Source organism: Rosistilla carotiformis (assembly GCF_007753095.1).
Taxonomy (GTDB): Bacteria; Planctomycetota; Planctomycetia; order Pirellulales; family Pirellulaceae; genus Rosistilla; species Rosistilla carotiformis.
The window spans coordinates 5,848,855-5,872,228 of the sequence record NZ_CP036348.1 but is presented as its reverse complement, the minus strand read 5'-3'; the positions used below and the strand labels follow the sequence as shown (position 1 = coordinate 5,872,228).

Below are 23,374 nucleotides of genomic sequence, written 5' to 3'. Positions count from 1 at the left end.
ACAGTGTCGCCGACGGTTGACGCGATTCGGGACGTCGACTCGGAATTCTCCACAAACTTGCCAATTATCTGCCGTTTCAGCGATCTGGCATGTTGATTGCGTTGTGGTGTGATCGACACCAACGGGGGTGCCGTTTCTTATCTCCGATTGAAAGAGTCCCATTATGTTGATGCGCAACCCGGAAATGACGCTCGTCGATCCGCTCGAACGCGACGAAGAGATTCTCGCTTCTCGCCGTCGCGAAACCTTGTTTGGGCAGGTGATTGCAATCCTTGTGGTCGTGATCGCAATTCTGTTGCGATCGCTTTGCTAATCGCGATCCCCAGAAGCCAGTGGGACGCGAACCGCTGCGGGTGTTAAAATGAACGCGATGAAAACCAAGCCGGAACTACCATCCGACGCCCGTGGGGAGATTAGCAACGACTACTTCCGGGCGATTGCGAACTACACCTACGACTGGGAAAGTTGGCTCTCGCCATCGGGCCGATTGTTGTGGGTCAATGCAGCGGTCCATCGAATGACGGGGTATTGGCCCGACGAGTGTCTGGCGATGACCGATTACCCGTTGCCGATGATCGTACCGGAGGACCGCGCTCGGATCTCCGCGATGATGCATCAAGCGAAAGCGGGGCAGTTCGGAAACGATGTCGAATTTCGGGCCATCCATCGCGATGGAAGCATCCGTTGGATGGCGGTCTCATGGCAACCGATGTACGACGAATCGGGCAAGCACTTAGGTTTCCGAGCCAGTGCACGCGATTTCACCGAGCGACAGAAGCTGCGCGACCAACTGCGTCTGCACGCCGAGCACCTAGAACAGTTGGTGCAGGAGCGAACGGCGCGGATCGCTCAGCTGGAAATGCACCGCCGGAAGATGGAAAAGCTTGCCGCGTTGGGGCAATTAGCCGCTGGAGTTGCTCATGAAGTCAACAATCCGTTGGCGGGAATTCGCAACGCGTTTGCGCTGATCAAAGGCGACATGTCACCGGAGCACGAGCATTACGAACTGCTGGAACTGATCGACCGCGAGATCGAACGGATCAGCTCGATCACCCACCAAATGTACCAACTGTACCGACCCAGCGCGCAACATAAATCGCTGTTGACGATCGAACACACGATCGCCGATGTCGTGTCGCTGCTGGAACCCGTTGCAAAAAAATACGACGTTCAGCTGGAATTCCACCCAGCGAAGCGTCCGAACGAAATCACGCTTTCCGAAGGGGAGGTGAAACAAATCCTCTTGAATCTGATCCGCAACGCGATTCAAGCGTCTCCCGCGGGAGAAAATGTGTCGATTGCTGTCGAATCGGCCGGGCATTCGGTGCGGGTGGAGGTTTCGGATCGCGGCGAGGGGATCGCCCCGGAAACGTTGAGCCAGATCTTCGACCCATTTTTTAGCACTAAGACAGGGCAACCACGCCAGGGAATGGGGCTGGGATTGTCGGTCTCGCGGAGCCTGATCGAAGCGATGGGAGGTTCGATCGAAGTCGACAGCCAAGTCGGACGTGGATCAAAATTCATCGCGGTATTCCCAAAAGAATAACTCTGTCCCCCGACTCACCCCGACGTCTCACAACACGATCGAATCGATGAACCCAACCCCATCCGCACGGATCTTGATCGCCGACGACGAACCGCTGTATCTGCGGACGACCGGTGAACTGCTGCGCAAGGCCGGCTATACCTGCGTATGCGTCGCCGATGCAGGGGCCGCACTGCACGCGTTGCACGAGGCTCCGTTTGACCTAATCCTTTCGGATCTCAACATGCCCGGCAATCTGAAGCTGGAATTGCTGCACGAAGGGCGAGGGAACTGGCCTCAAATCCCAATGATCGTGATCACCGGCGTGCCGTCGGTCCCATCGGCAATTGAAAGTGTGCGGTTAGGCATCGCTGACTATCTATTGAAGCCGGTCAAATTCGAGGACCTGTTGGGGAGCGTTCGCCGCGCCCTGGTCCAATCCTCCTCGACAACCAAAGTTGAAGTCGCGCCGACCGACGATTCGCGGACGTTAAACGAACGGTACCCCGAGATCATCGCGCGCTGCCCGCAGATGATCGAACTGCTGGACATCGTCGACCGCGTCGCCGCTGTCGACACCAACATCTTGATCACTGGCGAAAGCGGCACGGGGAAGGAGGTGATCGCGAGGGCGATCCACCAACACAGCGCCCGCCGAGAGAATCGTTTCCAAGTGATCGATTGCACCGCGATCCCCGAATCGCTATTCGAATCGGCACTGTTTGGCCACATCAAAGGCTCGTTCACCGGTGCGGTGAAGGATCAGGTGGGGCTATTGAATCAGTGCGATCGGGGAACGGCGTTCTTCGACGAATTGGGAGAACTGCCCGCCACGTCGCAGGCGAAACTGCTTCGCGCGATCCAAGAGCAAACCTTCACGCCGGTTGGTCAGAGCACTCCCGTCCAAGTTGACACGCGATTCATCTGTGCCACCAACCGGAATCTGGAACTGGAAGTTGCCGCCGGACGCTTCCGCCGCGACCTCTTCTATCGCCTGGGTGTGATCCACATCGAACTCCCTCCGCTGCGCGACCGCGGCGACGACGTGCTGTTGCTGGCCGAGCGATTTCTTCCTCAACTGAAACCGGCCGGATCGTCGGTTTCGGGATTCTCCGATGCAACACTGCGGTGCTTCCAGCAATACGACTGGCCCGGCAATATCCGCGAACTGCGAAACGCTATCGAACGCGCCACGGCGCTGGCGCGGACCGATTGTGTTGAGGTCGGCGACCTCCCCGAAGCCGTCCGGCAAGCTGCCCAACCCGGGATGCGGAAAACGCTCGATGTGGCGGCTAGCGTGTCGGGACTGGAGAATTCATCGCGAGATGAAGCTATCGAAAACGCCGAACATGCCTACCTCTCTTCGTTGCTAGAGAAACATGCAGGCAACATTTCGCAGGCGGCTCAGCAAGCGGGGCTGTCGCGCCAGGGGATGCACAAGCTGCTGAAGAAGCATGGGATCGCTGCGGCGGATTATCGCAGATAGACCGTTTTGATCGGTGGATACAGCCAATGGCACCCCGCTTGCTCTGTTGATGGTCGTAACTTCTTTTTTGCGTACTTCTGACAGGGACGGTGCCGATGATTTTGGAGCAATGGAGTCGAGAGAACCAGTGGCGGAACGAATACAGTGCGGAATTGATCGCTCAAACGCATGGCTCGGTCCGACCGATTTCGTTGGAGGTCGATGCGGAAACCGCTGTGGTTCACGCGGTAGCCGCGTCCTATCACGCGGTTCAGTTAGCGATTCGCGTCACGCAATCGTTGGGACGCCAGCAATCCGCGTTTGCCCAAACTCAGCTCTCGCTTACCGTGGACGGCCGCAGGCTGGACCTGATGATCCCGCATGAAATCGCGACTCCCTGGGTGTCACTTCCGGTTGACACTTGTCAGCGTGAGTTGACATTGGTGGGCTAACCGACGAAGCCGATGGGACGTTGGGCCCCTTTGTGTCCGTGGGCGTGTTTCGCTGCTGGACGCTACCGCTATCAAAAGCACAGACAACTCGGCTTGCCCGAACGGGTTTTCCCGGGAATTGATCTGTACGTCCCACCAAAATGCTTGGTAGGGTGGATCGCAAGTTCCCGCAGAAAGCGTGGGAGAATGGGTATTCGAGAGATGTTCAATCCAAATGTGACTTGATTGCAATGCGTCAACAAACCAAATCACTTGTAGCCTTGCTTGCGTTTGTGGCCCTGGCCACAGGCTGCCGTCAAGGGACGCCGATCCCCAATCCGATGACGGCGCTCACGCCAAGCCGCGTGCCCCCGCCGGCAACGGGCAGCTATCCGATTCCCGATCGCTACTACAAAGGGCAACCGGTAGCCGGTCAAGCCAACGCGGCAGCTAGTGCGTCGACAGTCAGTTTGGCCAGCAACAACGCCGCCGTCGGCAGCGGGGCTGTGGGCAGCGGCGTCGTTCAGTCATCGTTTGTCGATCGCAATAGTGCAGCCCAACCAACGGCCAGTGTTCAGACGAATGGTGGCGAGTTGGGCGGTTTCCGCGGATTTGCCGAAGCTAGGCAGCCCGTTCCTTTGTCCACGCCCGCATCCAATTTTGCTCCGACGCCACAACCGGCAACCAGCACCGCTCAGTATGCGGGAATGCAAGATGATCCGCCGGCGCCAAAACCATCGACCTCTCCGCTGAATTGGCAACAACCGGTTCAGTAAGCGGAGCCGTGCGGCGGCCGATTCAGGCGAGCCGCGATTGATCGGTTAGAACGCGGACGACCTCTTTTTTGTCGCCGCTGAGTTCGAATAGATCTCGCTGTCGTTGGGCCCAGCTGGGGCCTCGAGCGACCCTGGAAATCTCTGCCAGTTCGTCCTCGCAGCCCAATTCTTGGGCGATCGGTTTGAGCCACGTCGCCAAGCTGTCGGCCACCTCGACCACTGGTTGGACTTCGTAGCTGTAGGTGTTCACCAGCCCGGCATCGATCCCATAGCGCGCGGCTCGCCATTTGTTCTGTTGGACCATCATCGGATGGCAATCGAATTGGTAGGTCCCCTCGTCGATCTCGTCCGACAGCTGTTTGACCAGGCACTGGATCAGCGCCGACAACGCGCAAACATCGTCCATGCTGCCAGGCATATCGCAGACGCGAACCTCGACGGTGCCAAAATTATGGTGTGGACGAACGTCCCACCAGATCTCGCGGATCGAATTGATGAACCCGGTTTCGATCATGTGGTTGACCAACCAAACGTATTCGCTCCAGTTCCGCATCAGCGTCGGCAGGCCAGCGGTCGGCAGCCCTTCCATGATCTTGGAGCGATGAGAATGCAGCCCGGTATCGCGATCCTCCCAGTACGGACTGCTGCAACTGAGGGCCAACAGGGTCGGCAAGTGCTGCATGATCCGGTCGCAGATCATCACCGCTTTGTCTCCCGAATCGACGCCGATATGGACATGCAGTCCGAAGGTCGCCATCCGCCGGGCCATCTCTTCCAGCAGGACGACCAGGTTTTGGTACCGTTCGGTTGGGGTGATCACTTGATCGCGCCAGTGGCTGAACGGATGCGTCGATCCCCACCACAACCGCATACCCAACGCCTCGGCTGTCGATTCCAGCACCTTGGTTTTGCCGGCCAAGTCCTGGCGTACTTGGGCTACGGTCTCGCAGACACCCGTGTTGATCTCGACGCAATTTTGCATCAGTTCGGGTTTGTACTGACCGGCAAATTCAGGGGGGAGACGATTGATGAGTTCGTCCGATCGGTTGGCCAACGCAAACGTTTGGGCGTCGACTAATGCGAGTTCGATTTCGACGCCGATCGTCTTCGAATCGTTGCCGTTGAAGTGCAATTTACCCATCGGAGACTGTCCTCTGGAACGCGAGGTTTTATGGTTGATCCGACACCATCGTGGCTTCGCCAGCAAACGTCCGCTGCGAGGTTCGTGAGAGCCAGCGAGGATTGTCAGCCGTTGCGATGGGGATCAAAATATTCGATCACCGTCGCTGCTAATAATCGTACACCACCGGCGATCGCTCGTTGGTCGATATCGAAATGGGGCGAATGCAGCGGCTCTTGCCCGATTTGTTCGCTACACGTTCCCAACCGGAACATCGCGCCGGGAATGTGCTCCAGGTAATAAGAAAAGTCTTCGCTTCCCATGCTGGGACGGGGGATCGGTTCAACCGCGTGATCGCCCAGGGTTTGCTGTGCCGCGTGGGTGACAACGTCGACCAGGTGAGGATCGTTGACGACTGCTGGCGCGGAAAAGCCGAGTTCAAAGTCGACCAGGCAGCCTGTCGCCATGGTCAATGCTTCGCTGATCTTGGCGATCGTCTCCAGAGCCGAGGCCCGTGCGCCGGAATGGAACGTACGCAACGTTCCTTCGAGAACGGCGTGGTCGGGGATCACATTCGCTTTATTGCCCGCTTCAAAGCGGCCAATCGAGATCACCGTCGCTTCGTGGGGATCGAACGCGCGGGAGACCGAACGGTAGACCGATTGCACCCACTGCGTTGCCGCATCAATGGGGTCGATCGTTTGATGAGGTCGAGCGCCGTGGCCGCCACGCCCCCGAAACTTGACCTTAAACATGTCGCAATTCGCTGTCAGCGGGCCGGGGCTAATTCCGATCCGGCCGACACTGCGACTGGGGTCGCAATGGATTCCGATGATCGCCGCGACATCATGCAATGCCTGGTTCAGGATCATGTACCGCGCGCCGACAGCGGTCTCTTCGGCGGGTTGGAAGATGCCACGCACGGCGATCGGCCAAGGCAATTGATCGCGCGACGCCATTTGGTGAAGCACGCGCAACGCTCCGTAGAGCATCGTCGTGTGGACGTCGTGACCGCACCCGTGCATGACGCCGTCGCGGGTGCTGTGGTAATCGACCTGCTTGGCGTCTTGGATCGGCAGCGCGTCGATGTCCGCTCGCAGCGCCAATCGAGGTAGATTGCTTGCCGCATCGGGGGCGAGCAATTCGCAAGTAAGGCCGCGGCGTTGATCCGCGATTCTCAGCGGAAGCGGGAGCCCTTCGATCAGCCGGGCAACGTGGGTCGTCGTTTCGAACTCTTCACCCGAAAGTTCCGGGTGTTGGTGCAAATAACGCCGCAGCTTGAACAGCCCATCAAGCGACTCTTCAACGGCGGATTCAAGCGGCCCTATCCAGGCGGCGGATTGCTGCGGTGCCTTGGATTCCACGTTGTCTCTAAGGGGTTTATTCCATCATCATGTCGACAACGATGTCCGAGATGGTGTCCATGGGACGAGGTGCCACGGTCAGACCCGCACCGATGAAGATCGCATCCAACGCTTCTTGCGCCTTGTTGCCAACGGTTTCCCGCGTTCCACCACGGACGTTGCCGGGGGCGGAGTATGCCGAAACAGGACCGCTGTATTTGATCGAAACCAGGTGCTTGGCGATTGCGACAAAGTCGATTGCTTCACAGATTTCTGGCAACGTGCGGTCGGCACGCTTGATCGCTGCAGCGTCGGCTTCTTCGGAGATGCCCGACAGGCGAACGGAAGTGATTTTCTCTGGCTTCAACGCGGTCAATTCCTCCAGCGTTCCGCCACCAGCAAACCAATTGAAAGTGTCGATCAGGAAGCCGATATTGTCACCAGCACCTTTCACCAGTGGCAGGAAGCCTTCGACATTGCGGATGAATTCGAACTGCTTGCCTTCAGCCAATTCCGAAGCGGCTTGGAAACCGACGGCCAATTGGATGTTCTGGCCAGCCAAGCACTCGGCGATTTGATTCAAACGCTTGGTGATCGCTTCGAAGTACTCGTGGTAGGGCAAACGATCGGTTGCCGCAGGGACGACGATGCTGCCGACCTTGGCGTTCAATTTGCCCGCGACTTCGGCCGCTGGATGCAACTGAGCGACTTGAGCGGCAAAGGCGTCGTCGTCGGCATCGAGATTGACGGGAACATCAAAACCACTCACGACGACATCGGCGGCATGCAGGAAGCGCGCTGCGCGATCGAAGTCGCTGCGTTGAACGCGGCGGTACATGTCGCTCAGATCGATGTCCAGTCCACGGAAGCCGTAGGTGAGTGCCAGCTCGATCAATTCACTTTGGCGACCCGAAATCCCTAAACCCTGTGCTGCGAAATTTTTGTACACAGATCTACTCCGTACCAATTCTTATCTATTAACGTTTGTTCGTGTCGCCCACCGCGGGCAGTTGTTTTTGTCGATTCAGAACGCAGAAGTATGGCAAAAAGCACGCAAAACGTATAGTGGGTTTTAGCAAATCGTTGCGGTTCGGCGTTGAGAAAGCGGGGGCGATCCCGGTTGGAGCCGAGAGCAAACCCGGTTAGGCTTGCGAATTGCAACGATTCAGCGTGTTTCGTCCTCCTCGATCGCTCAATTTTTTGGTCACTTTCGTGAAAAAGAAACTGGTCTCCACCGACTTTTCGGGCCAGATGATCATGCTGGGAACCGGAACCAGCGTCGGGGTTCCCGCGATCGGTTGTGGATGCGACGTCTGTCAGAGCTCGAATCCGAAGAACAATCGGACCCGATGTTCGGTCATCTTGGGGTTGCCCGAGGGGAATCTGTTGATCGACACCCCCCCCGATCTTCGCGAACAATTGCTCCGCGAGCGGATCGGGCTGGTTCACGCGGTCGCTTACACCCACGAACACGCCGACCATTTATATGGTCTCGACGACCTGCGGCTGTTCCCTTTTTATGTTGGTCATCCGATCCCGATCTACAGCGAACCGCTGGTTCAAAAGCGGATCTACGCCGCCTTCGACTACGCCTTCGCCGACCGCGACGACACGCATCCCGGAGCTCGCCCGTCGCTGACGATGCTGCAGATCGGGCTGGAACCGTTTGACGTTTTGGGGTCGACAGTGACGCCGATCCGCTTGCGTCACGGGCCGCACTTCGATGTTTTGGGCTTTCGCGTCGGCAACGTCGCCTATTGCACCGACACCAACGAGATCCCAGACGAGAGCTGGCCGCTGCTGGAAGGGCTCGATGTGTTGATCATCGACGCCCTCCGCTACACGCCTCACGCGACGCACTTTAGCGTCGATCAAGCGATCGAAGTCGCTCGCAAAACGGGAGCCAAGCAGACCTACCTGACGCACATCTGCCACGAATTGGATCACGACATCGACGACGCCAAACTGCCGCCGGGAATCAACCTCGCCTACGACGGGATGCGAATCCCACTGACGTAACGTCGGCCCGCTCTGATTCTAATGTCCCAGCGGCCGCGGCTTCAGCGGAAACACATTCGCCCGCTCGGCGTACGCCTGCCATAGCGCAGCCAGTTCTTTGACGATCTGCGGCTGCTGCGTCGCCAGGTCGTTCTGTTCGCTGCGATCGGCGGCGATGTTGTACAGTTCCCATTGCCCCTCAGCTCCCTTGGCGACCAGCTTGTAATCGCCGCGGCGAACCGCTCGGTTCCCTTCGTGCTCCCAGTAGATCGCTTCGCGCTGCAGCGGTCGTCCGGCAAAGGTGGGCAGCAAGCTCTTTCCCTCCATCGGTTGGATCGACTGGCCGTCGTGAAAGATCTCGGGATAGTCCGCCTCGGCGACATCGACAGCTGTCGCCATCAGATCGATCAAGTGGCCCGGCGTCTTTTCCAGCTCTCCCCGTCGGTCGATCCTGGCGGGCCAATGGACGATCATCGGCGTCGAAACACCTCCCTCGTGCGTCCAGTGTTTGTATTCGCGAAACGGCGTGTTGGAGACCGTCGCCCAGCCGCGACCGTATCCGATATAAGTGTCCGCCGGTCCCGCCATGACCCCCTTGCCGACGCGGACCGGATATCCGTCGCGCGTCTGTTTGGGCTGCATGTCGGGTTCCAGATAATCGTCAGCCAACGGCGGCAGTGTCGGTTTGTCTTCTCGCGGTGGGCCGATCTTGCCGCGACCGTAGTTCTCCGCGCATCCACCGTTGTCTTGCAGATAACAGATCAGCGTGTTGTCGAACTGGCCGGTCGCTTTCAGCGAAGCGATGATCCGCCCGATCCCCTGATCCATGTTGTCGATCATCGCCGCATAGACTTCCATGTTGCGAATATCCCAGTCGAGAAACTTAGTCAGCTTCCAGGCGTCGGGGATCGGCCAATTGATCGTGCTCCCCGCATCGATCACTCCCAAATCGATCATCCGCTGGTACCGAGCATCGCGGATCGCCTGGTACCCCGCGTCGTATTTGCCTCGATATTTGGCGATGTCCTTTTCCAACGCGTGCATCGGCCAATGAGCGGCGGTGTACGCAACGTACATAAAAAACGGTTGCTGGTCGATTTGATCGCGATGCTCCTCGATAAACCGCACCGCGTGATCGCTGATCGCATCGGTGTAGTAATAGGTCTCCGGCTGGTACTGCGAGTCGGCATAAGGGGAGATCAAATGGTTGTCGCGAGTCAACGAATTGGGATCGTAGAAGCTGCCCGCGCCGTGGATCGTGCCATAGAAGCGATCGAATCCGCGCTGCCGTGGCCAGTTGTGTTTGCCCGATTCATCTTTGGGCTGAACCGTCTTGGTGACATGCCACTTGCCCGACATGTAAGTCCGGTAGCCCGCCTGCCCCAGCACCTCGGCGATCGTCACACAGTTCCGGTTCAGGTCGCCGCGATATCCGTCGTGTCCGCGATCGTCCATCATGTGACCGATGCCCGCTTGATGCGGATAGAGTCCCGTCAGCAGGCTCGCTCGCGTCGGACAACACCTCGCCGTGTTATAGAACTGAGTGAACCGAATCCCGTTGTCAGCCAACGCATCCAAATTCGGCGTCGCGATCTCGCTGCCATAACAACCGATGTCGGAGTACCCCATGTCATCGGCCAGGATGTAGATAATGTTCGGCCGATCACTGGCCTTGGTCTCCTCAGCCACCACGTCGCGCTGCGGCCCGGCCAGCAGGATACCGACGATCCCAGCAAACGCCGCCATCGGCAAGCGACTCCGCCAACAAGTCGTCCGACGGTGCGCAAACACTGCGTGAATTCGCATCGACGTGGCAACAAACAAACGCATACCGAACCCCTTAGAGTTTTGGATCGATCGGGAGCAAGCGACGGCTCGATTCCGCAAGTCACTCTCGCGCGGCAGATCGATGAGGCATGCCACCCCCATCGCGCCGCCAACTCGCCACATCCCCGAGCCTCAGACAAACAGACCTTGCGACCCAATAGTGTCGTTGGTCGCAAATCACAAATCAATTCCCGCGTGGTCCTCGAACCAAAACACGCCGGGTGCTTGTCAATTCGGTCGGGCGATAGACCGCCGTTGTTGACGGTGAATCGAACCTGCAGCACGAGTTGGGCGGCTAGCCACAACACCAGCGGATCAGCCCATCGGAAAAGAGGAGCGAAACGAGTCGAATGCTGCGCCACCGATGAGAGCAAAGGCGAGGATCGCCAAGAGCGTCAGGATCAAAAGAGTTAACGCGATCAGATTCAATGTGCCCCAAACGATCCAGAAACTTGGCAAGCTCGTCATTACCTGGGACATCGCAGCTTGCGCAATAAGAAGAGTCCTGCCCACCTCTTTTTGCTCGTTGGGAAGGCGATCATTTTGTGGATGTCCCCTCCTGCCCCAACTTATTCGATTCACGGGCTTTGGTAACGGCTTAGATTTGGGGATTGGGATTGGGACGCAACTGCCGTCCTTCCATAGCGGCTCGCAGCAACAAAGCATCAAATTCTGGGACTGAGTGAAACGACTTGCCGAAGCGACCGCTGGGTTCATCCACGGCCAGTTCGACTTCGGCGTTGAGTACTCGCGAACGACGAAAGAACTTCTGTTGCTGTAATTGGTTCCGCAGTGCCACGGCTTGCCAAGCAGGAATGTCAAGCGTTACGACATCCACGACTCGACGATCGGATCGAGGTGAATCGGGGTGTTGCGACGCAAAACTTGCGAGCATCGTTGGCACGCTGGCGGTTTCATCATCGTCGAGATGTGTAATTAATGTAACTTGAGCCGACTCGGCAGTCCCTGACGGATGGGGGTACTGAATTTGCATTGTGCTGCGTGTCATATTTGGCAGCACCATCTGTGACGCGTGGCCGTGAGCTGCCAGTAGCGTTGTTGCCGCGCCGCCTGCGAGATTCAGACGATCCGACGCCGTGCTGTAAGTTATCCGAGTCGTGGCGGTCGGCGCGACTTCCGACTCGGGTGATGCCACCGTCTTCGCAGCGGGTAACCGGCATCCTGCTGCGTTACATGTCAGGCACACCAATGCGATCCATAGTAGTCGCTGGGAAACAATCATCGTGACATCGCCTGTGTTAGATGGAAAACTGCACGTGGGCGTACGAAAATCGTCGCGTCGTAGAACTTTCCGGAGTTGGAGGGATGATCGTCACCGCAAGTTCGGCTGCGCAACGATAGTGCGATCGTTTCGGGTCGTAACGTTTATGTGAGATATTTGGGCAGGCATATGCGCCGGCCTGCAGCTGACCGAGGGCGTCTGTAGGTCGTTGACTGTGGGCTACCCCAAATCCGACATCAACATAGATGAACAGAGAGTCTCTACTAGCTTGCATGGTTGTAGTCACACGGGTCTTGCGACGTCTTACAACTACGTTCTGCTTCCCCCCCCGATCTGCAAATAGCATTGGTAGATCGAGTGCCGAGACGATGCAGCTTGGTAGCGATGTACGCCGCCAATGAAGACATTGGCTCCCGTGTTAGGTGGCAGGATTTGGGCGGCGACTTCGTACGCTCAACCTCGCCGAAGTACCTGTACGGTCGTGTACGTAAATCATTCTTTAAGGGACTAAGGCGATGAGATTGTTATTTTTGTTTTCCACGTTTGCGATTTGCTCGGTAATCGGGGGACTTGGCAACGTGGATGCCGCGGATGGACAGAACAGTCGTTACTTCAATGGAAATAGCAGCGGCTTTAATTCGGGTGGTGCCTTCATCATGCCCGAACTGTTGTTGCTTCGTCCTTACAATACGGATCCCGATGGTGACTCGGATTCCGACACGCACGATTTTAAGGAGGCGCTCCGCCTGACAATCGGCTACGTTAGTCCTACCGGATTTGGATTCCGCGGCCGCTGGTTGGACTACGACGTTAACACCCAGGACTCAGACTTCACGGTGCAAACCGTCGACGGTGAGTTGTTTAGTACGATCGAAATGGGTAGCCGTTGGTTGGGAACGTTCTCTGGTGGTGCCCGCTGGGCTGAGATGACCGAGACAGAAGGCGATACGCTGGAGGACGGTTATGGATTAATCGTCGGGGCCGAACTTCAATACATGTGGAGCGATTCGATTGCTCTTTACAGTATCGCTCGCCACAGCGTGTTGTTTGGTGACAGCGGTAACGACGATGACCTGGCAGTTAGCGCCACCGAATTACAAGTCGGTATTCAAGGTCAACTCGCCTTGAGGTGTGGCGGCATGGTATTCGGTCGCGCCGGTGTGGAAGCCCAGAACTGGAACGGCTATACCAACGATAATGGCGAGACATTCGGCTTATTTGGTACCGTGTTCGCTGTTGGCTACCAGCGATAGTTAAATCCGCACGCGAGCAGACTCAGCAGGCGAATTCATCGATCGAATTCGTCTGCGACTCTGTGCCATAGTGTTTCAGTGAGAGCCCTTGTGCTGGGGGCCGGAGAACTCTCACGGAGACACGAAGGCACAGAGTAGCAGACGAGGGGCCTGGTGCGAAAAAAGGGGTGAAACTCTTTCCGGCTTAATTTGCCCTGGTATTCCTAAAAGATCACATGCCCCCAAACGAGCTGACGAGGCGAACGCGATCTACCACGCATTAAACCGTGGTATTGCGCGGGCCGATCTCTTTCACAAGGAAGCCGACGACGAAGCCTTTGAGCGAATGTTGGCCGAGGGATTGGTGCGGTATTCCGTTCAGCTGCTCGCTTATCAGTTGTCGCCCAATCACTGGCAGTTGGTGTTGCGGCCTACGGAGGCTGGACGCATGAGCAAATTTCTGCGGTGGGTGCCTGCCACGCATACGATGCGCTACCACGCTCACGATCACACCTCCGGTGAACGAAATGTCTACCACTGGCGATTCAGGAGCTTTCCGGTCCAAGACGACGATCACTTCCATGTTGTCTGGCCGCGCGGCGGTTGGCGCAGAGCCTTTAGGCGAATTCAGCTGCGCATAAATCGGCTGAAGCCTCGACTCCAACGCTCATGCTCGCGCCATTCAGTCCTGCCCTCGGTTAATCGCAATACCGTTCAACGAAGGAGCCTCGGTCCGTCGAAAGCTTTAGCGGCGGGACGTCGTGGACGAGGTTACGAGTCCCAGCGATTTGGTCTGATGCAAATGGACTCGTAACCTCGTCCACCACGCTTCGTTGAACGGTATTGCGGTTAAGCGAGTAAATAGATCTCGTGAGCCGCACGTGTCGTTGCTCGCAGATCACAAATCAATTTCCTGGCGTAAGCAACTGCCGGGCGTTTGTTGTTACGGACCCTCCAGCTCTTTATGATGGTGCGACAATTCAGGCGGCCTATGTTAATTTGCTTCACTGAATCGGAGGGTGCGTCGGAGTGCACGCTCTGGCCGGTTCGATGATTCTTGCAGGCGGCGATCCTACCGTTTTACCTAAGAGGCCAAGGAGCTGATGAAAAACTTTCGCGTTGCTTCGGTTCAATTCAACCATCTGCCAGGCGACAAGGCGGGGAACCTCGCGATCATGCGTCCGTTTGTTGAAGCGGCGGCGGGGCAAGGTGCCGAACTGGTTTGTTTTCCCGAGTGCTGCGTGACCGGGTATTGGCATCTGCGCAAACTGTCGTCGCAACAGCTGGCCAAATTGGCCGAACCGGTTCCCGACGGGCCAACCACGCAAACGCTGCTCGCTTGGGCTGCCGAACATCAGATCACGATCGGAGCGGGACTGATCGAGGTCGACGCCGCGGGGGTGCTTTACAATTCGTACGTCGTCGCGACGCCCGCCGGCGAAGTGCATTGCCACCGTAAACTGCATTGCTTTATCAGCGAGTTCATGGAGTCGGGAGACACCTACACGCTGTTCGATCTCCCAAATGGTTGGCGCGTTGCGGTGCTGATCTGTTACGACAACAACATCCTTGAAAACGCGAGAGCTTGCGCGCTGGCGGGGGCTGAGGTGATCTTGGCACCTCACCAAACCGGAGGTTGCAATTCGGGAAGCCCGCAGGCGATGAGCGTGATCGATCGCCAAGTCTGGGATGCGCGAGAGACCGATCCCGAGGCGATCGGAGCCGAAATCACAGGCGACAAGGGACGCGGGTGGCTGATGCGATGGCTCCCCTCGCGAGCCCACGACAACGGCGTTTTCTATGTCTTCAGCAACGGCATCGGCCCGGACGACGACGAGGTCCGCACCGGGAACGCGATGATCCTGGATCCCTACGGCCGCGTGATCGTCGAAACGTGCAAGGCTGGCGACGACATGGTTGTCGCCGACCTCGATCCCACGCTTCGCGATCGCTGCACCGGCGTGCGTTGGATGCGCGCCCGCCGGCCCGATCTCTATAGGTCGCTAGCTCGCCGCCGCGGCGACGAACAGGATACCCGCGCCGTCCGCTTCGACCACCGATCGTAAGCCGCCGGCGATTCCCAACGTTTCCTATTTCCGAACGCTCAGCGCCGCGGTGGTCGCCAACCGCAGCGGCGTCGTTTCTTCGTAGGTGATAAACGCTTGCGGATTGATCCCATGGATCATCGACATCAGGGCGGGGACCATTTTCCGCGGGATGACACTCAGATTGACTTGCACGTCGCCATCGCGTCCGCGAGCGTCGACGGTCGTCACGTAATAGCCCGCGTCGCGCATCAGTTGCGACAGTTCGGGAGTCCCGGACGGAGTCACGATTCGGACCAACGCATCGCCGATCGCCAACCAGCTCTCCACGGTGCTCCCCAGCATCGTCCCGGCGGCGTATCCGCTGGCAAAGGCGATGAACTTGATCGGGCTGTCGAGATTCCCCAACACCAACGAAGCGGCGATCAGCCAGGTGAGTGCTTCAAAAAAGCCAAACATCCCGGCCAGCGCGCGGCGACCTCGAAACAACATCGAGATCCGCAAGGCTCCCAGGGAAACATCGACCAGGCGCAAAACAAAGATCAGTGCGGCACTGGCTAGCGGCACGCTGAAACTTTCGATCACTTCTTCTCCAATCTCGGATAGTCAAAAGGGTGGCGCAAGTTCCCCACAGGAATGTGCAGGAGGATTTGCAAACGGAAACGCAACAACAGGCGAAACGCAAGAGCAGACAGCAAGCAGAAAACAACCGCGACAGATCCTTCGGCGGACTGGCGACGGCATCACGTCGATCGACGTGTGTTAGAGAGCATTCAAACGCGAAAGTTCAACAATCGGAGCGGATCGCAACGCGGCCAGGTCAAACGACCGATGGCAGGATTGGATGCGCGAACAATTACTGTGGAAGCGTGTGAGCGGCGAAAGGTTCACGGCCCGGCGGGGGACTCCGAGAACCTCTTTGTGAAAATAGAGTGTTTTGATGTTTGATTTTTGTTGTTGTATCGACAGCCCCCGCCGGTCAGCAATGCCAAATCGTTGGGGATCGATCCGATTGCGAACAATTTCTGTTTGCAGTCGCCCCATCCGGCGAAGAGCCACCGAATTGAGACGCCCCATGCGGCGGAGACTCCGCTCGCGCGGGGCAAGTGCTGTCGCGGTCTGTCGATCAATCGGCGATGCAGAACAGATGTCGCTCGCCTCGGATGAACAGTTCGTTGTCGACCGGCGCGGGAGTCGCGTCGACGGTTTCGTTCATCGCGTTGGTCGCCACGATCTCCAGTTCCGGCGAATCCTTGATCACCACAATCCTGCCGCTGCGACCGCTCAGGAAGATGTACCCGCCGGCGGCGACGGGGGAGGCGTAGGTGCTGTTGATACCGTTGACACGCGAAGCGGCGAAGTGCGGCTGCCCGGTCTTGGCATCCAGGCAGGTCAACAACCCCGACCTCCCTTTGTAGAAGTACAGCCGCCCCGAAGTGAGCAGCGGTGAGGCGATATCGGGCGTGTCGCGGCCGAGCGACCAGACAACCTTTCCTGTCCCTTCGATATCCCCTTTACCGTCGGGGGTGAAGGCGCCGAGATACGCACCGCGAAAGCCGCTTGCGACGTAGACCATCCCGTCCCCCGCGACCGCCGACGCGCCGGGACGCATCGTTTGACCGCCGCATCGCCACAACTCCTCCCCCGTCTCCAGATCGTAGCTGCGGGCATATCCGTCGCCGTTCATGACCACTTGCATCTGACCGTCGTGTTGAACGACCAACGGAGTCGCCCAGCCGGTAGGTTCCTCGCGTGCAACTTTCCAGATCGTCTTCCCGGTCAACTTGTCCAACGCCATCAGCGCCGAAGGGCCTTCGTGATCCCAGGGGACGATGATTTTGTTCCCCGCCAGTACCGGAGAGCTCCCTTCGCCAAAGCCGTTGCGGGTGTTCATCTTGCCAAAGTCGTCCCGTTTCCAGACCAGTTGGCCGTCCAGGGTGTAGCAATAAAGTCCGCGCGATCCGAAGTGGGCGTAGACATGTTGCCCGTCGGTGCAGGGGGATGCCGATGCGAAGCCGTTGGTCGCGTGCGTTCCTTGGTGCGGACGGGCGGTGGCCGCTGTCTGTTGCCACAAAAGTTTGCCAGTGGCCCGATCAAAACACATCAACAGAAAGTCGAGCGTCTCGGCAGGAGCGTTCGCTGCGGGGGCGGCCGTGACGACAAAGACTTGGTTCTCCCAAACGACAGGCGATCCGGAGCCTTTGCCCGGGATCGCAACTTTCCATTTCACGTTCTCCGTGTCGCTCCACTGCGTCGGCGGCGATGCGTTGGCCGCTGCACCGTTGCCGCCAGGGCCGCGCCAATGTCCCCAGTTGTCTGCCTGGGAGGTGGAGATGGCAAAAGAGAAGCTGATGGCCGTGGCGAGGAGCATCAAACGCATGAACGTATCCTGAAAGGGAAGAATCGATAGGTTGATTTGCGAATTGGATTATAACCCCAACATTTCAGGATAGGGTCGCTCCATTTTGCCTGCCGCTGCGGACGGCTTGCGTCGGCAGAGGCACCACTGTACCGGAAGCTTCTGTTTTGAACGCACCACTCGCTGCGAGCCATTAGGTCGCCGCGGTGCCCGATGGGCCGTGGAAGACGCACAACACGACAGCGGGCCGCTTGTAGGAATTGATGATCCGATGCGGAACGCTGCTGTCGAAGTAGATCGCATCCCCCTGGCGAAGCAATTCGCTCTGGTCGTCGAATTCGAACTCGATCGTCCCCTGCTGAACCATCAGGAACTCTTCCCCTTCATGGGCCAATGGTTGTTCGCGAGCCACGCCTGGCGGGATCGTCAGCAGAAAAGGATCCATCGCCCGGTTGGGCCGCTTGTGAGCCAAGGCTTCGTAGACCGTGGTGTTCTCGCGACTGCGGTCGCGTTCGACCACCTTGCGTTCGTTGGCGCGGACGACTACCAACGCCGGTTTGTTGTCCAGACCGGCGACCAGGTCCGCCGTCGATACCCCTAGCGCTTCGGCGATCTTCGCCAAAGCTGGCAGCGACGGTGTGATCCGAAAATTCTCGACTTTGGAAAGCCAGCCAGGCGTCAAGCCGGCGCGCGACGCGACTTCGTCGAGCGTCAGCCGACGGTCGAGACGGAAGGCGCGGATTCGTTGGGCGAGTTCGACAAGATTCATGGCGGGATGATACGCGAATCCCACCGCAATGACTACGGTCGGCAACCACCGCGCAGCAACTCGACTCTCCGTCACCGATCGTTCCCGACACCGCACCCAAACTTTCATTCGCGCAAGCGGATATTGCGTGGGCTGGGGGAATCCCTTTCAAAACACAACGAATTGGTTCTCTGAAGCTCCACGTTCCCGGGTGTGATTTCCAAACGCCGAGTCGCCATCGATCGTTCAACAGCCGAGTCGCCTCACACCGCCTCATCCCAGAATTCTTGCAATCTTCATCAACCAGAAGAGCGGGCTGCGGAAGAGCACGTTACAACCTAACGACACGCCCCAGTGCGACGTTTGTGTCCGGTTTGTTCACGCCGCGCCCGATCGCATTGAGCCAGGAAATTGGACGGTTGGATCAGGCAAGTTGCATCCCTGCCTTGCCACGAGGGCGGAGCCCCGTCCCCTTGAATCGCGGAGGAGGAAACTCGCCTCCGGGGCGATGTCGCGTCCGTTGAGGGGGCAACGGATGGCGGAAGATGTGAACGACCGGGCTCTCACGTAGTTGACTGAGAGTCACGTTTTGTGCATCGTGGCAAAACGGAAAGCGTTTGATTGCCGCTTGGTGCATCACAACGAAGCCCTTGATTGCGTCGAGCCGAGTGATGGTTCAGCAACGCGTTGCCACCGGCGCAGTCGAGCGAACGAACGCTTTCCCGCGACAACCCACCCGTGAAAGATTCACGGCCCGCAAGCTACCCGTTGGAACACCGATGACTATTCAGAACGATTCTGTTTTTTTGAATCCGGGGGATCTCGCCCAAGTGGCTCAGATCGTCCACCGCCTGGCTGCCCAACGGATCATGATGGTTGTCGATCGGGCGGCCTATGATGCGAGTGGCGCCGCGGCGGTGTTGCAGCCGATTCTGGAGACGCTCGACGTTTCTTGGTTTTGCGATTTTGAGTTGAATCCAAAACTTGCCGACGTCCAACGCGGCGTCGATCAGGCGCGAGCGTTCGCTCCCGATTTGGTGATCGCGTTGGGAGGGGGAACGGCGATCGATCTGGGGAAATTGATCAGTTCGCTTTCCCATCAAGACGCGTCACCTCGCGAGATCGTGACCGGGCAGGCGTCGATCGGACGTGCCGGGACGCCGCTGCTGGCCATTCCGACCACCTCGGGGACCGGCAGCGAAGCGACTCATTTTGCGGTCGCCTACGTCGGGCACGATAAATATTCGATCGCGGATGATTCGCTGCTGCCGCGCTACACGATCGTCGATGCTCAGCTGACCTACAGCCTGCCGGCGACAATTACCGCAGCGACGGGGCTGGATGCGTTTTGCCAAGCGATCGAATCGATCTGGGCGGTGGGGTCGACCGACGAATCGATTGGTTACGCCGTTGCCGCTGGGCGCTTCGCGTTGCAACACCTTGTCGCCGCGACACACGATCCGACGCCGGCAGATCGATTGGGGATGTGTCGCGCCGCGCATCTGGCGGGACGCGCGATCAACATCAGCAAGACGACTGCTTCGCACGCCCTTTCGTATCCGTTGACCTCGCTGCACGAAATTCCGCATGGGATCGCCGTCGCGATGACGCTCAGCCCAATGCTGGCCTATAACGCTCAGGTCTCCGATTCCGATTGCACCGACCCGCGTGGTGCCGAAGCGGTCCGACGACGAATCGCGATCATCGTCGAACTGCTGGAAGCTGCCGATGTCGCCGACGCTTGCCAGCGAATCGAAGCTTTTTTTGCGGAACTCGGCTGCCCTTCGTCCCTTGCCGAAGCTGGCATCTGCGACGACCAAGCGCTGCGACAGATCGTCGACAGCGTCAATACGCAACGGCTGTCCAATAATCCGCGCAGCGCAAGCCCCGAAACCTTGCTGCAGTTGCTCAAAGGCAACCTCGCGGAAAACGAAGCCTAAAAAACTCTGCAACCTCCAACCCTCATCCGCAACGGAACTCTCATGAACAACGAAACGGCAAATCCGATTCGCCTGGTCGTCTTCGACTGGGCCGGCACCACCATCGACTTCGGCTCCCAAGCCCCTGCGGCCGCCTTCACCAGCGTCTTCGCCGCCCGCGGAATCGAAGTCAGCGGCGATGAATCGCGCGCTCCGATGGGGCTGAATAAACGGGAGCATCTGATCGCGATGCTGCGTCAGCCGGAGATCGCCCAGCGATGGCGAGATGTCTATCAAAGGGATTGGACCGACGACGATATCGATGCGATGTATCACGAGTTTGTGCCGTTGCAATTGAAGGCGATCGAGCAGTTCGCCCAATTAGTGCCTCAGCTGACCGAGACGGTGCAACAATTGCGCGACCGCAACCTGCAGATCGCGGGAACGACAGGCTACTTCCGCGCGGCGGCCGAAGCGGTCGCCGATCGCGCCGCGGCGGCTGGTTTTGTCCCCGACACCAACATCTGCGCCGATGACGTTCCCCAGGGCCGCCCCGCTCCTTGGATGATCTATCGCGCGATGGAACGCTTGGGCGTCTATCCGCCATCCGCCGTTGTCAAAGTGGGCGATACGGTCGCCGACATTCAGTCCGGCCTGTCCGCCGGTTGCTGGTCGATCGGAGTCTGCGACAGCAGCAGTCTGACCGGTCTATCGGTCGAGCAATTTGCAGCACTGACCGAAGAGCAACGCCAGGACCGGCTGGCCCAAACCGCCGCGGCGTTTCGAGCTGCCGGTAGCCATGCGGTGATCGATTCGATCGCCGACCTGCCCGCGTTGATCGATACGATCAACGAGCGCTCGTTGGAGTATCCGCAAGTCATCGATCCCGTCGCTGCCACGCTCTGATCGTCACACGCCGGTCCCATCCAACCCCTTCAATCACACGAGAGCCCGCCCGATGTCTGCTCCCAATCGTCCCGCACCCGTTGCTACGCCAACCAACAGCTTTACGCGTTTTGGGTTTGCGAGAAGTTGGCGGATCGCGCTGTGGTGCGTTCTGATCGTCGCAATCCAACTGCCAGCCAGTGCCAACGATGTCGTGGGGCCTGTCGTCGGTGCGGTGGAAGCGACGACGGCTCATCTTTTGTATCGCCCCGCGGCAGCGGAAAAGCAGATGCGGCTGACGCTCCTTTCCGAAACGGGCGACGTGATCAAGACGGTCGATGCGAGCAGCGAACAGGCGAACGACTACGTCGCCAAGTTTGCCGTGGCGGGACTGCAGCCCGGTACAACGTATCGCTATAAGATTGAAGAGCTGACGGAAAAGTCGAATCGCCAGGCGAAACCAATCGCGTTGGTGGAGGCCGACGCAAAACATGCGTTCACGACCGCCACGCCGGCACGCGACGACAACCGCGTGAGTGTCGGATTTGTCTCGTGCGTCGATATCGAACCCAACGGGATGTGGGCCGACATGCGGAAACTGGGGATCGATACGCTCTGCCTGATGGGCGACACGCCCTACATCGATACCGCCGATCTCAAGGTCGTCCGCGACCGACATCGCAAGTTCATGCAGATGGAAGATCTGGGCGCGCTTGCTCGAACGACCCCGGTCGTCGGCACTTGGGACGATCACGACTTTGGCAAGAACAACGGAAACGGATTGAACATGCAAACGGGAAAGCCGGCCACGCGCCGCGGCTTTGTCGAATACCGTGCTCACTCGCAATACGGCAACGGCAGCGAAGGGGTTTATCACAAGGTCGACCTCGGAATGATCGAGGTCTTCTTCTTGGACCCGCGTTATTTTTCGCAGACCGAACCGTCGCCAGTCGATCCGAGCCAACCGACTTGTTTTGGCAAACAGCAGTGGGAATGGCTGTTGGAAGGCCTGCGGCAATCGAAGGCGCCGTTCAAGGTGCTGGCGATGGGAGCGATCTGGCAGGACAAGAAGAACCGCGAAACCGACGACATGTTCACCTATTGGTACGAACGCGACGCGCTGTTGGATTTTGTCAAACAGCAGAAGATTGGGGGCGTCGTGTTGTTGGGAGGGGACATTCACGTCGCGCGACATCTACGGCATCCGCAACGCGTCGGTTACGACCTGCACGACTTTGTGATCTCACCTGGGCACACCCGCGTGATCACGGAACTGGATGTCTATCACCCGTCGCTGGAATGGTCGCTTGTCGAAGGCTGGCAGTTCCTGACTCTGACCGCTTTGGGAAAGGGAGCCGATCGCAAGCTGGTAGCTCAGTTTCGCCAGCCCGACGGAATCGTGAACCGCGAGGTTGTCATCGATCTCGAATCGGCAACGCCAATCCCAACCAAAGTTAATGCCGACACGGATTCGCTGTCGCGTGAACTGCGAGCGTATTGGAGCTTCGACGACGACCTCGCCAATGCGTCGGTCTTGGGGGATCGAATCGATGCGTCGGCGAAAAACGGAGCTGCCGTCGTCGCGGATGCTGGAATCCGCGGCGGTGCGGTTCAACTGAAGCGTTCGCAGCAACAGTTCCTCAACGTCTCTCGCAGCTTCCTCGACGAGACCTCCACCGCTCACACCGTCTCGGCTTGGTTCCGATCCGACAGCCTGCCGGCTCACGGTTCTTCGGAGCGTCAGTTTCTGTTGGAGAGCACCGCCGAAGGGTCTCCCGACGGCCAGCGCGCCTGGCACTTGTCGCTCGGTTTGCGGACTGGCGAGAAGCCCGATCAGGTCAACTTGCAAATCCACACTGTGACGTTGCAGCCGGCAGCGAACCCCGAAGCCGCTCCGCAAGCGATCGCTCAAGGGCCGTTTAACGCGATGCTCGACCGCGACCAACTGAAAGGCCAATGGAATCATGTCGCTTTGACGTTTGATGCCCAACGGATGCAGATGTTCGTCAACGGCCAAAAGGTGATCGATCAACCGCTCCCCATCCCCGGACCGGCTGCCGAATTCGGCGGCTTGATCCTCGGCGGGCATCGCGCGGGCGTGGGCCGCAATTTCGATGGCGCGATCGACGAGGTGGCGATCTGGCAACGGGTTCTCTCAGCGGCGGAACTGCAATCGCTGTACGGGAACGGCAAACCCGCCAAGATCGGCCAATAGCAGGCGTTGCGGAAAACGCAGCAGGTTGCCGCGCCACGGCACAGATTCCCCAGGGTGGAAGGGAAGGCCATTTGGGTGGAATCCGAACGCGGCGCTTGCCAGGATGTCAGACAGCAAATAGCATGTGGTTTGAAGGAATGGAAACGCCAGGATCTCTTGGTCCGATCCGACGACGCAGACGTTCAGCGAATGGCATGTGGTTTGACCCAATGGAAAACGCCCTTGCAAGGCTTCAGATTTCGA

At 58.5% G+C, this 23,374-nt stretch carries 21 protein-coding genes; 12 read left to right on the top strand and 9 right to left on the bottom strand.

Going from position 1 to position 23,374, the window contains the following annotated elements; genetic code table 11:
• Positions 1 to 163 precede the first annotated feature (163 nt).
• From Poly24_RS27185 to Poly24_RS21245, 5 genes are all read left to right on the top strand, one after another.
• The gene (locus Poly24_RS27185) at positions 164 to 313 is read left to right on the top strand and encodes a hypothetical protein (RefSeq protein ID WP_197452076.1); all 150 of its coding nucleotides are present in this window, start codon (positions 164 to 166) and stop codon (positions 311 to 313) included.
• Positions 314 to 370: 57 nt separating this feature from the next.
• Positions 371 to 1,546, top strand: coding sequence for a PAS domain-containing sensor histidine kinase (locus Poly24_RS21260; protein WP_197452075.1), 1,176 nt, complete (start codon positions 371 to 373; stop codon positions 1,544 to 1,546).
• A gap of 46 nt (positions 1,547 to 1,592) precedes the next feature.
• The gene (locus tag Poly24_RS21255) at positions 1,593 to 3,011 is read left to right on the top strand and encodes a sigma-54-dependent transcriptional regulator (protein ID WP_145100354.1); all 1,419 of its coding nucleotides are present in this window, start codon (positions 1,593 to 1,595) and stop codon (positions 3,009 to 3,011) included.
• Positions 3,012 to 3,106: 95 nt separating this feature from the next.
• A complete protein-coding gene (locus tag Poly24_RS21250; RefSeq protein WP_145100351.1) occupies positions 3,107 to 3,442 on the top strand; it encodes a hypothetical protein in 336 nt (111 codons plus the stop codon).
• Between the two features lie 230 nt (positions 3,443 to 3,672).
• The gene (locus Poly24_RS21245; RefSeq protein WP_145100348.1) at positions 3,673 to 4,197 is read left to right on the top strand and encodes a hypothetical protein; all 525 of its coding nucleotides are present in this window, start codon (positions 3,673 to 3,675) and stop codon (positions 4,195 to 4,197) included.
• 22 nt (positions 4,198 to 4,219) lie between these two features.
• Here Poly24_RS21245 and Poly24_RS21240 read toward each other — a convergent pair whose 3' ends face one another.
• From Poly24_RS21240 to Poly24_RS21230, 3 genes are all read right to left on the bottom strand, one after another.
• Complete coding sequence (locus Poly24_RS21240; protein WP_145100345.1) at positions 4,220 to 5,338, bottom strand: carboxylate-amine ligase; 1,119 nt, start codon at positions 5,336 to 5,338, stop codon at positions 4,220 to 4,222.
• Between the two features lie 104 nt (positions 5,339 to 5,442).
• On the bottom strand, positions 5,443 to 6,681 hold the full coding sequence (locus tag Poly24_RS21235; protein WP_145100341.1) for a M20 metallopeptidase family protein: 1,239 nt from the start codon (positions 6,679 to 6,681) through the stop codon (positions 5,443 to 5,445).
• Positions 6,682 to 6,697: 16 nt separating this feature from the next.
• A complete protein-coding gene (locus Poly24_RS21230) occupies positions 6,698 to 7,609 on the bottom strand; it encodes a sugar phosphate isomerase/epimerase family protein (RefSeq protein WP_145100338.1) in 912 nt (303 codons plus the stop codon).
• Positions 7,610 to 7,872: 263 nt separating this feature from the next.
• Here Poly24_RS21230 and Poly24_RS21225 point away from each other — a divergent pair, with 263 nt between their 5' ends.
• The gene (locus Poly24_RS21225; RefSeq protein WP_231753272.1) at positions 7,873 to 8,679 is read left to right on the top strand and encodes an MBL fold metallo-hydrolase; all 807 of its coding nucleotides are present in this window, start codon (positions 7,873 to 7,875) and stop codon (positions 8,677 to 8,679) included.
• An 18-nt stretch (positions 8,680 to 8,697) separates the two neighbouring features.
• On the opposite strand, the gene Poly24_RS21220 is transcribed toward Poly24_RS21225, so the two are convergent.
• From Poly24_RS21220 to Poly24_RS21210, 3 genes are all read right to left on the bottom strand, one after another.
• Positions 8,698 to 10,488: an arylsulfatase gene (locus tag Poly24_RS21220; RefSeq protein WP_231753271.1), complete on the bottom strand. Its 1,791-nt coding sequence runs from the start codon at positions 10,486 to 10,488 to the stop codon at positions 8,698 to 8,700.
• 312 nt (positions 10,489 to 10,800) lie between these two features.
• Positions 10,801 to 11,067, bottom strand: a complete 267-nt coding sequence (locus Poly24_RS21215) for a hypothetical protein (RefSeq protein WP_145100334.1) — start codon at positions 11,065 to 11,067, stop codon at positions 10,801 to 10,803.
• A 16-nt stretch (positions 11,068 to 11,083) separates the two neighbouring features.
• Complete coding sequence (locus tag Poly24_RS21210; protein WP_231753270.1) at positions 11,084 to 11,641, bottom strand: hypothetical protein; 558 nt, start codon at positions 11,639 to 11,641, stop codon at positions 11,084 to 11,086.
• 602 nt (positions 11,642 to 12,243) lie between these two features.
• Here Poly24_RS21210 and Poly24_RS21205 point away from each other — a divergent pair.
• The 3 genes from Poly24_RS21205 to Poly24_RS21195 all read left to right on the top strand — a co-directional run bounded on the left by Poly24_RS21205 (position 12,244) and on the right by Poly24_RS21195 (position 15,026).
• Positions 12,244 to 12,981 carry a hypothetical protein gene (locus tag Poly24_RS21205; protein ID WP_145100327.1) on the top strand — a complete coding sequence of 246 codons (738 nt, stop codon included), beginning with the start codon at positions 12,244 to 12,246 and terminating at the stop codon, positions 12,979 to 12,981.
• A gap of 88 nt (positions 12,982 to 13,069) precedes the next feature.
• Positions 13,070 to 13,774, top strand: a complete 705-nt coding sequence (locus Poly24_RS21200; RefSeq protein ID WP_231753269.1) for a transposase — start codon at positions 13,070 to 13,072, stop codon at positions 13,772 to 13,774.
• A gap of 289 nt (positions 13,775 to 14,063) precedes the next feature.
• Positions 14,064 to 15,026 carry a nitrilase family protein gene (locus tag Poly24_RS21195; protein WP_145100324.1) on the top strand — a complete coding sequence of 321 codons (963 nt, stop codon included), beginning with the start codon at positions 14,064 to 14,066 and terminating at the stop codon, positions 15,024 to 15,026.
• Between the two features lie 24 nt (positions 15,027 to 15,050).
• Here the strand turns inward: Poly24_RS21195 and Poly24_RS21190 are convergent, their stop codons facing one another.
• From Poly24_RS21190 to Poly24_RS21180, 3 genes are all read right to left on the bottom strand, one after another.
• Complete coding sequence (locus Poly24_RS21190) at positions 15,051 to 15,590, bottom strand: DUF2179 domain-containing protein (RefSeq protein WP_145100321.1); 540 nt, start codon at positions 15,588 to 15,590, stop codon at positions 15,051 to 15,053.
• 541 nt (positions 15,591 to 16,131) lie between these two features.
• The gene (locus Poly24_RS21185) at positions 16,132 to 17,385 is read right to left on the bottom strand and encodes an outer membrane protein assembly factor BamB family protein (RefSeq protein WP_145100318.1); all 1,254 of its coding nucleotides are present in this window, start codon (positions 17,383 to 17,385) and stop codon (positions 16,132 to 16,134) included.
• Between the two features lie 172 nt (positions 17,386 to 17,557).
• Entirely contained in the window at positions 17,558 to 18,133 is a 576-nt protein-coding gene (locus Poly24_RS21180) for a helix-turn-helix domain-containing protein (protein ID WP_145100315.1), read from the bottom strand.
• Between the two features lie 758 nt (positions 18,134 to 18,891).
• On the opposite strand from Poly24_RS21180, the gene Poly24_RS21175 reads away from it, so the two are divergent.
• From Poly24_RS21175 to Poly24_RS21165, 3 genes are read left to right on the top strand one after another with little or no spacing between them, the layout of a single operon-like run.
• Positions 18,892 to 20,052 carry a phosphonoacetaldehyde reductase gene (locus tag Poly24_RS21175; RefSeq protein ID WP_145100311.1) on the top strand — a complete coding sequence of 387 codons (1,161 nt, stop codon included), beginning with the start codon at positions 18,892 to 18,894 and terminating at the stop codon, positions 20,050 to 20,052.
• A 42-nt stretch (positions 20,053 to 20,094) separates the two neighbouring features.
• Entirely contained in the window at positions 20,095 to 20,937 is an 843-nt protein-coding gene (gene phnX, locus Poly24_RS21170) for a phosphonoacetaldehyde hydrolase (RefSeq protein ID WP_145100308.1), read from the top strand.
• A 52-nt stretch (positions 20,938 to 20,989) separates the two neighbouring features.
• Positions 20,990 to 23,131: an alkaline phosphatase D family protein gene (locus Poly24_RS21165; RefSeq protein ID WP_145100305.1), complete on the top strand. Its 2,142-nt coding sequence runs from the start codon at positions 20,990 to 20,992 to the stop codon at positions 23,129 to 23,131.
• Positions 23,132 to 23,374 lie beyond the last annotated feature (243 nt).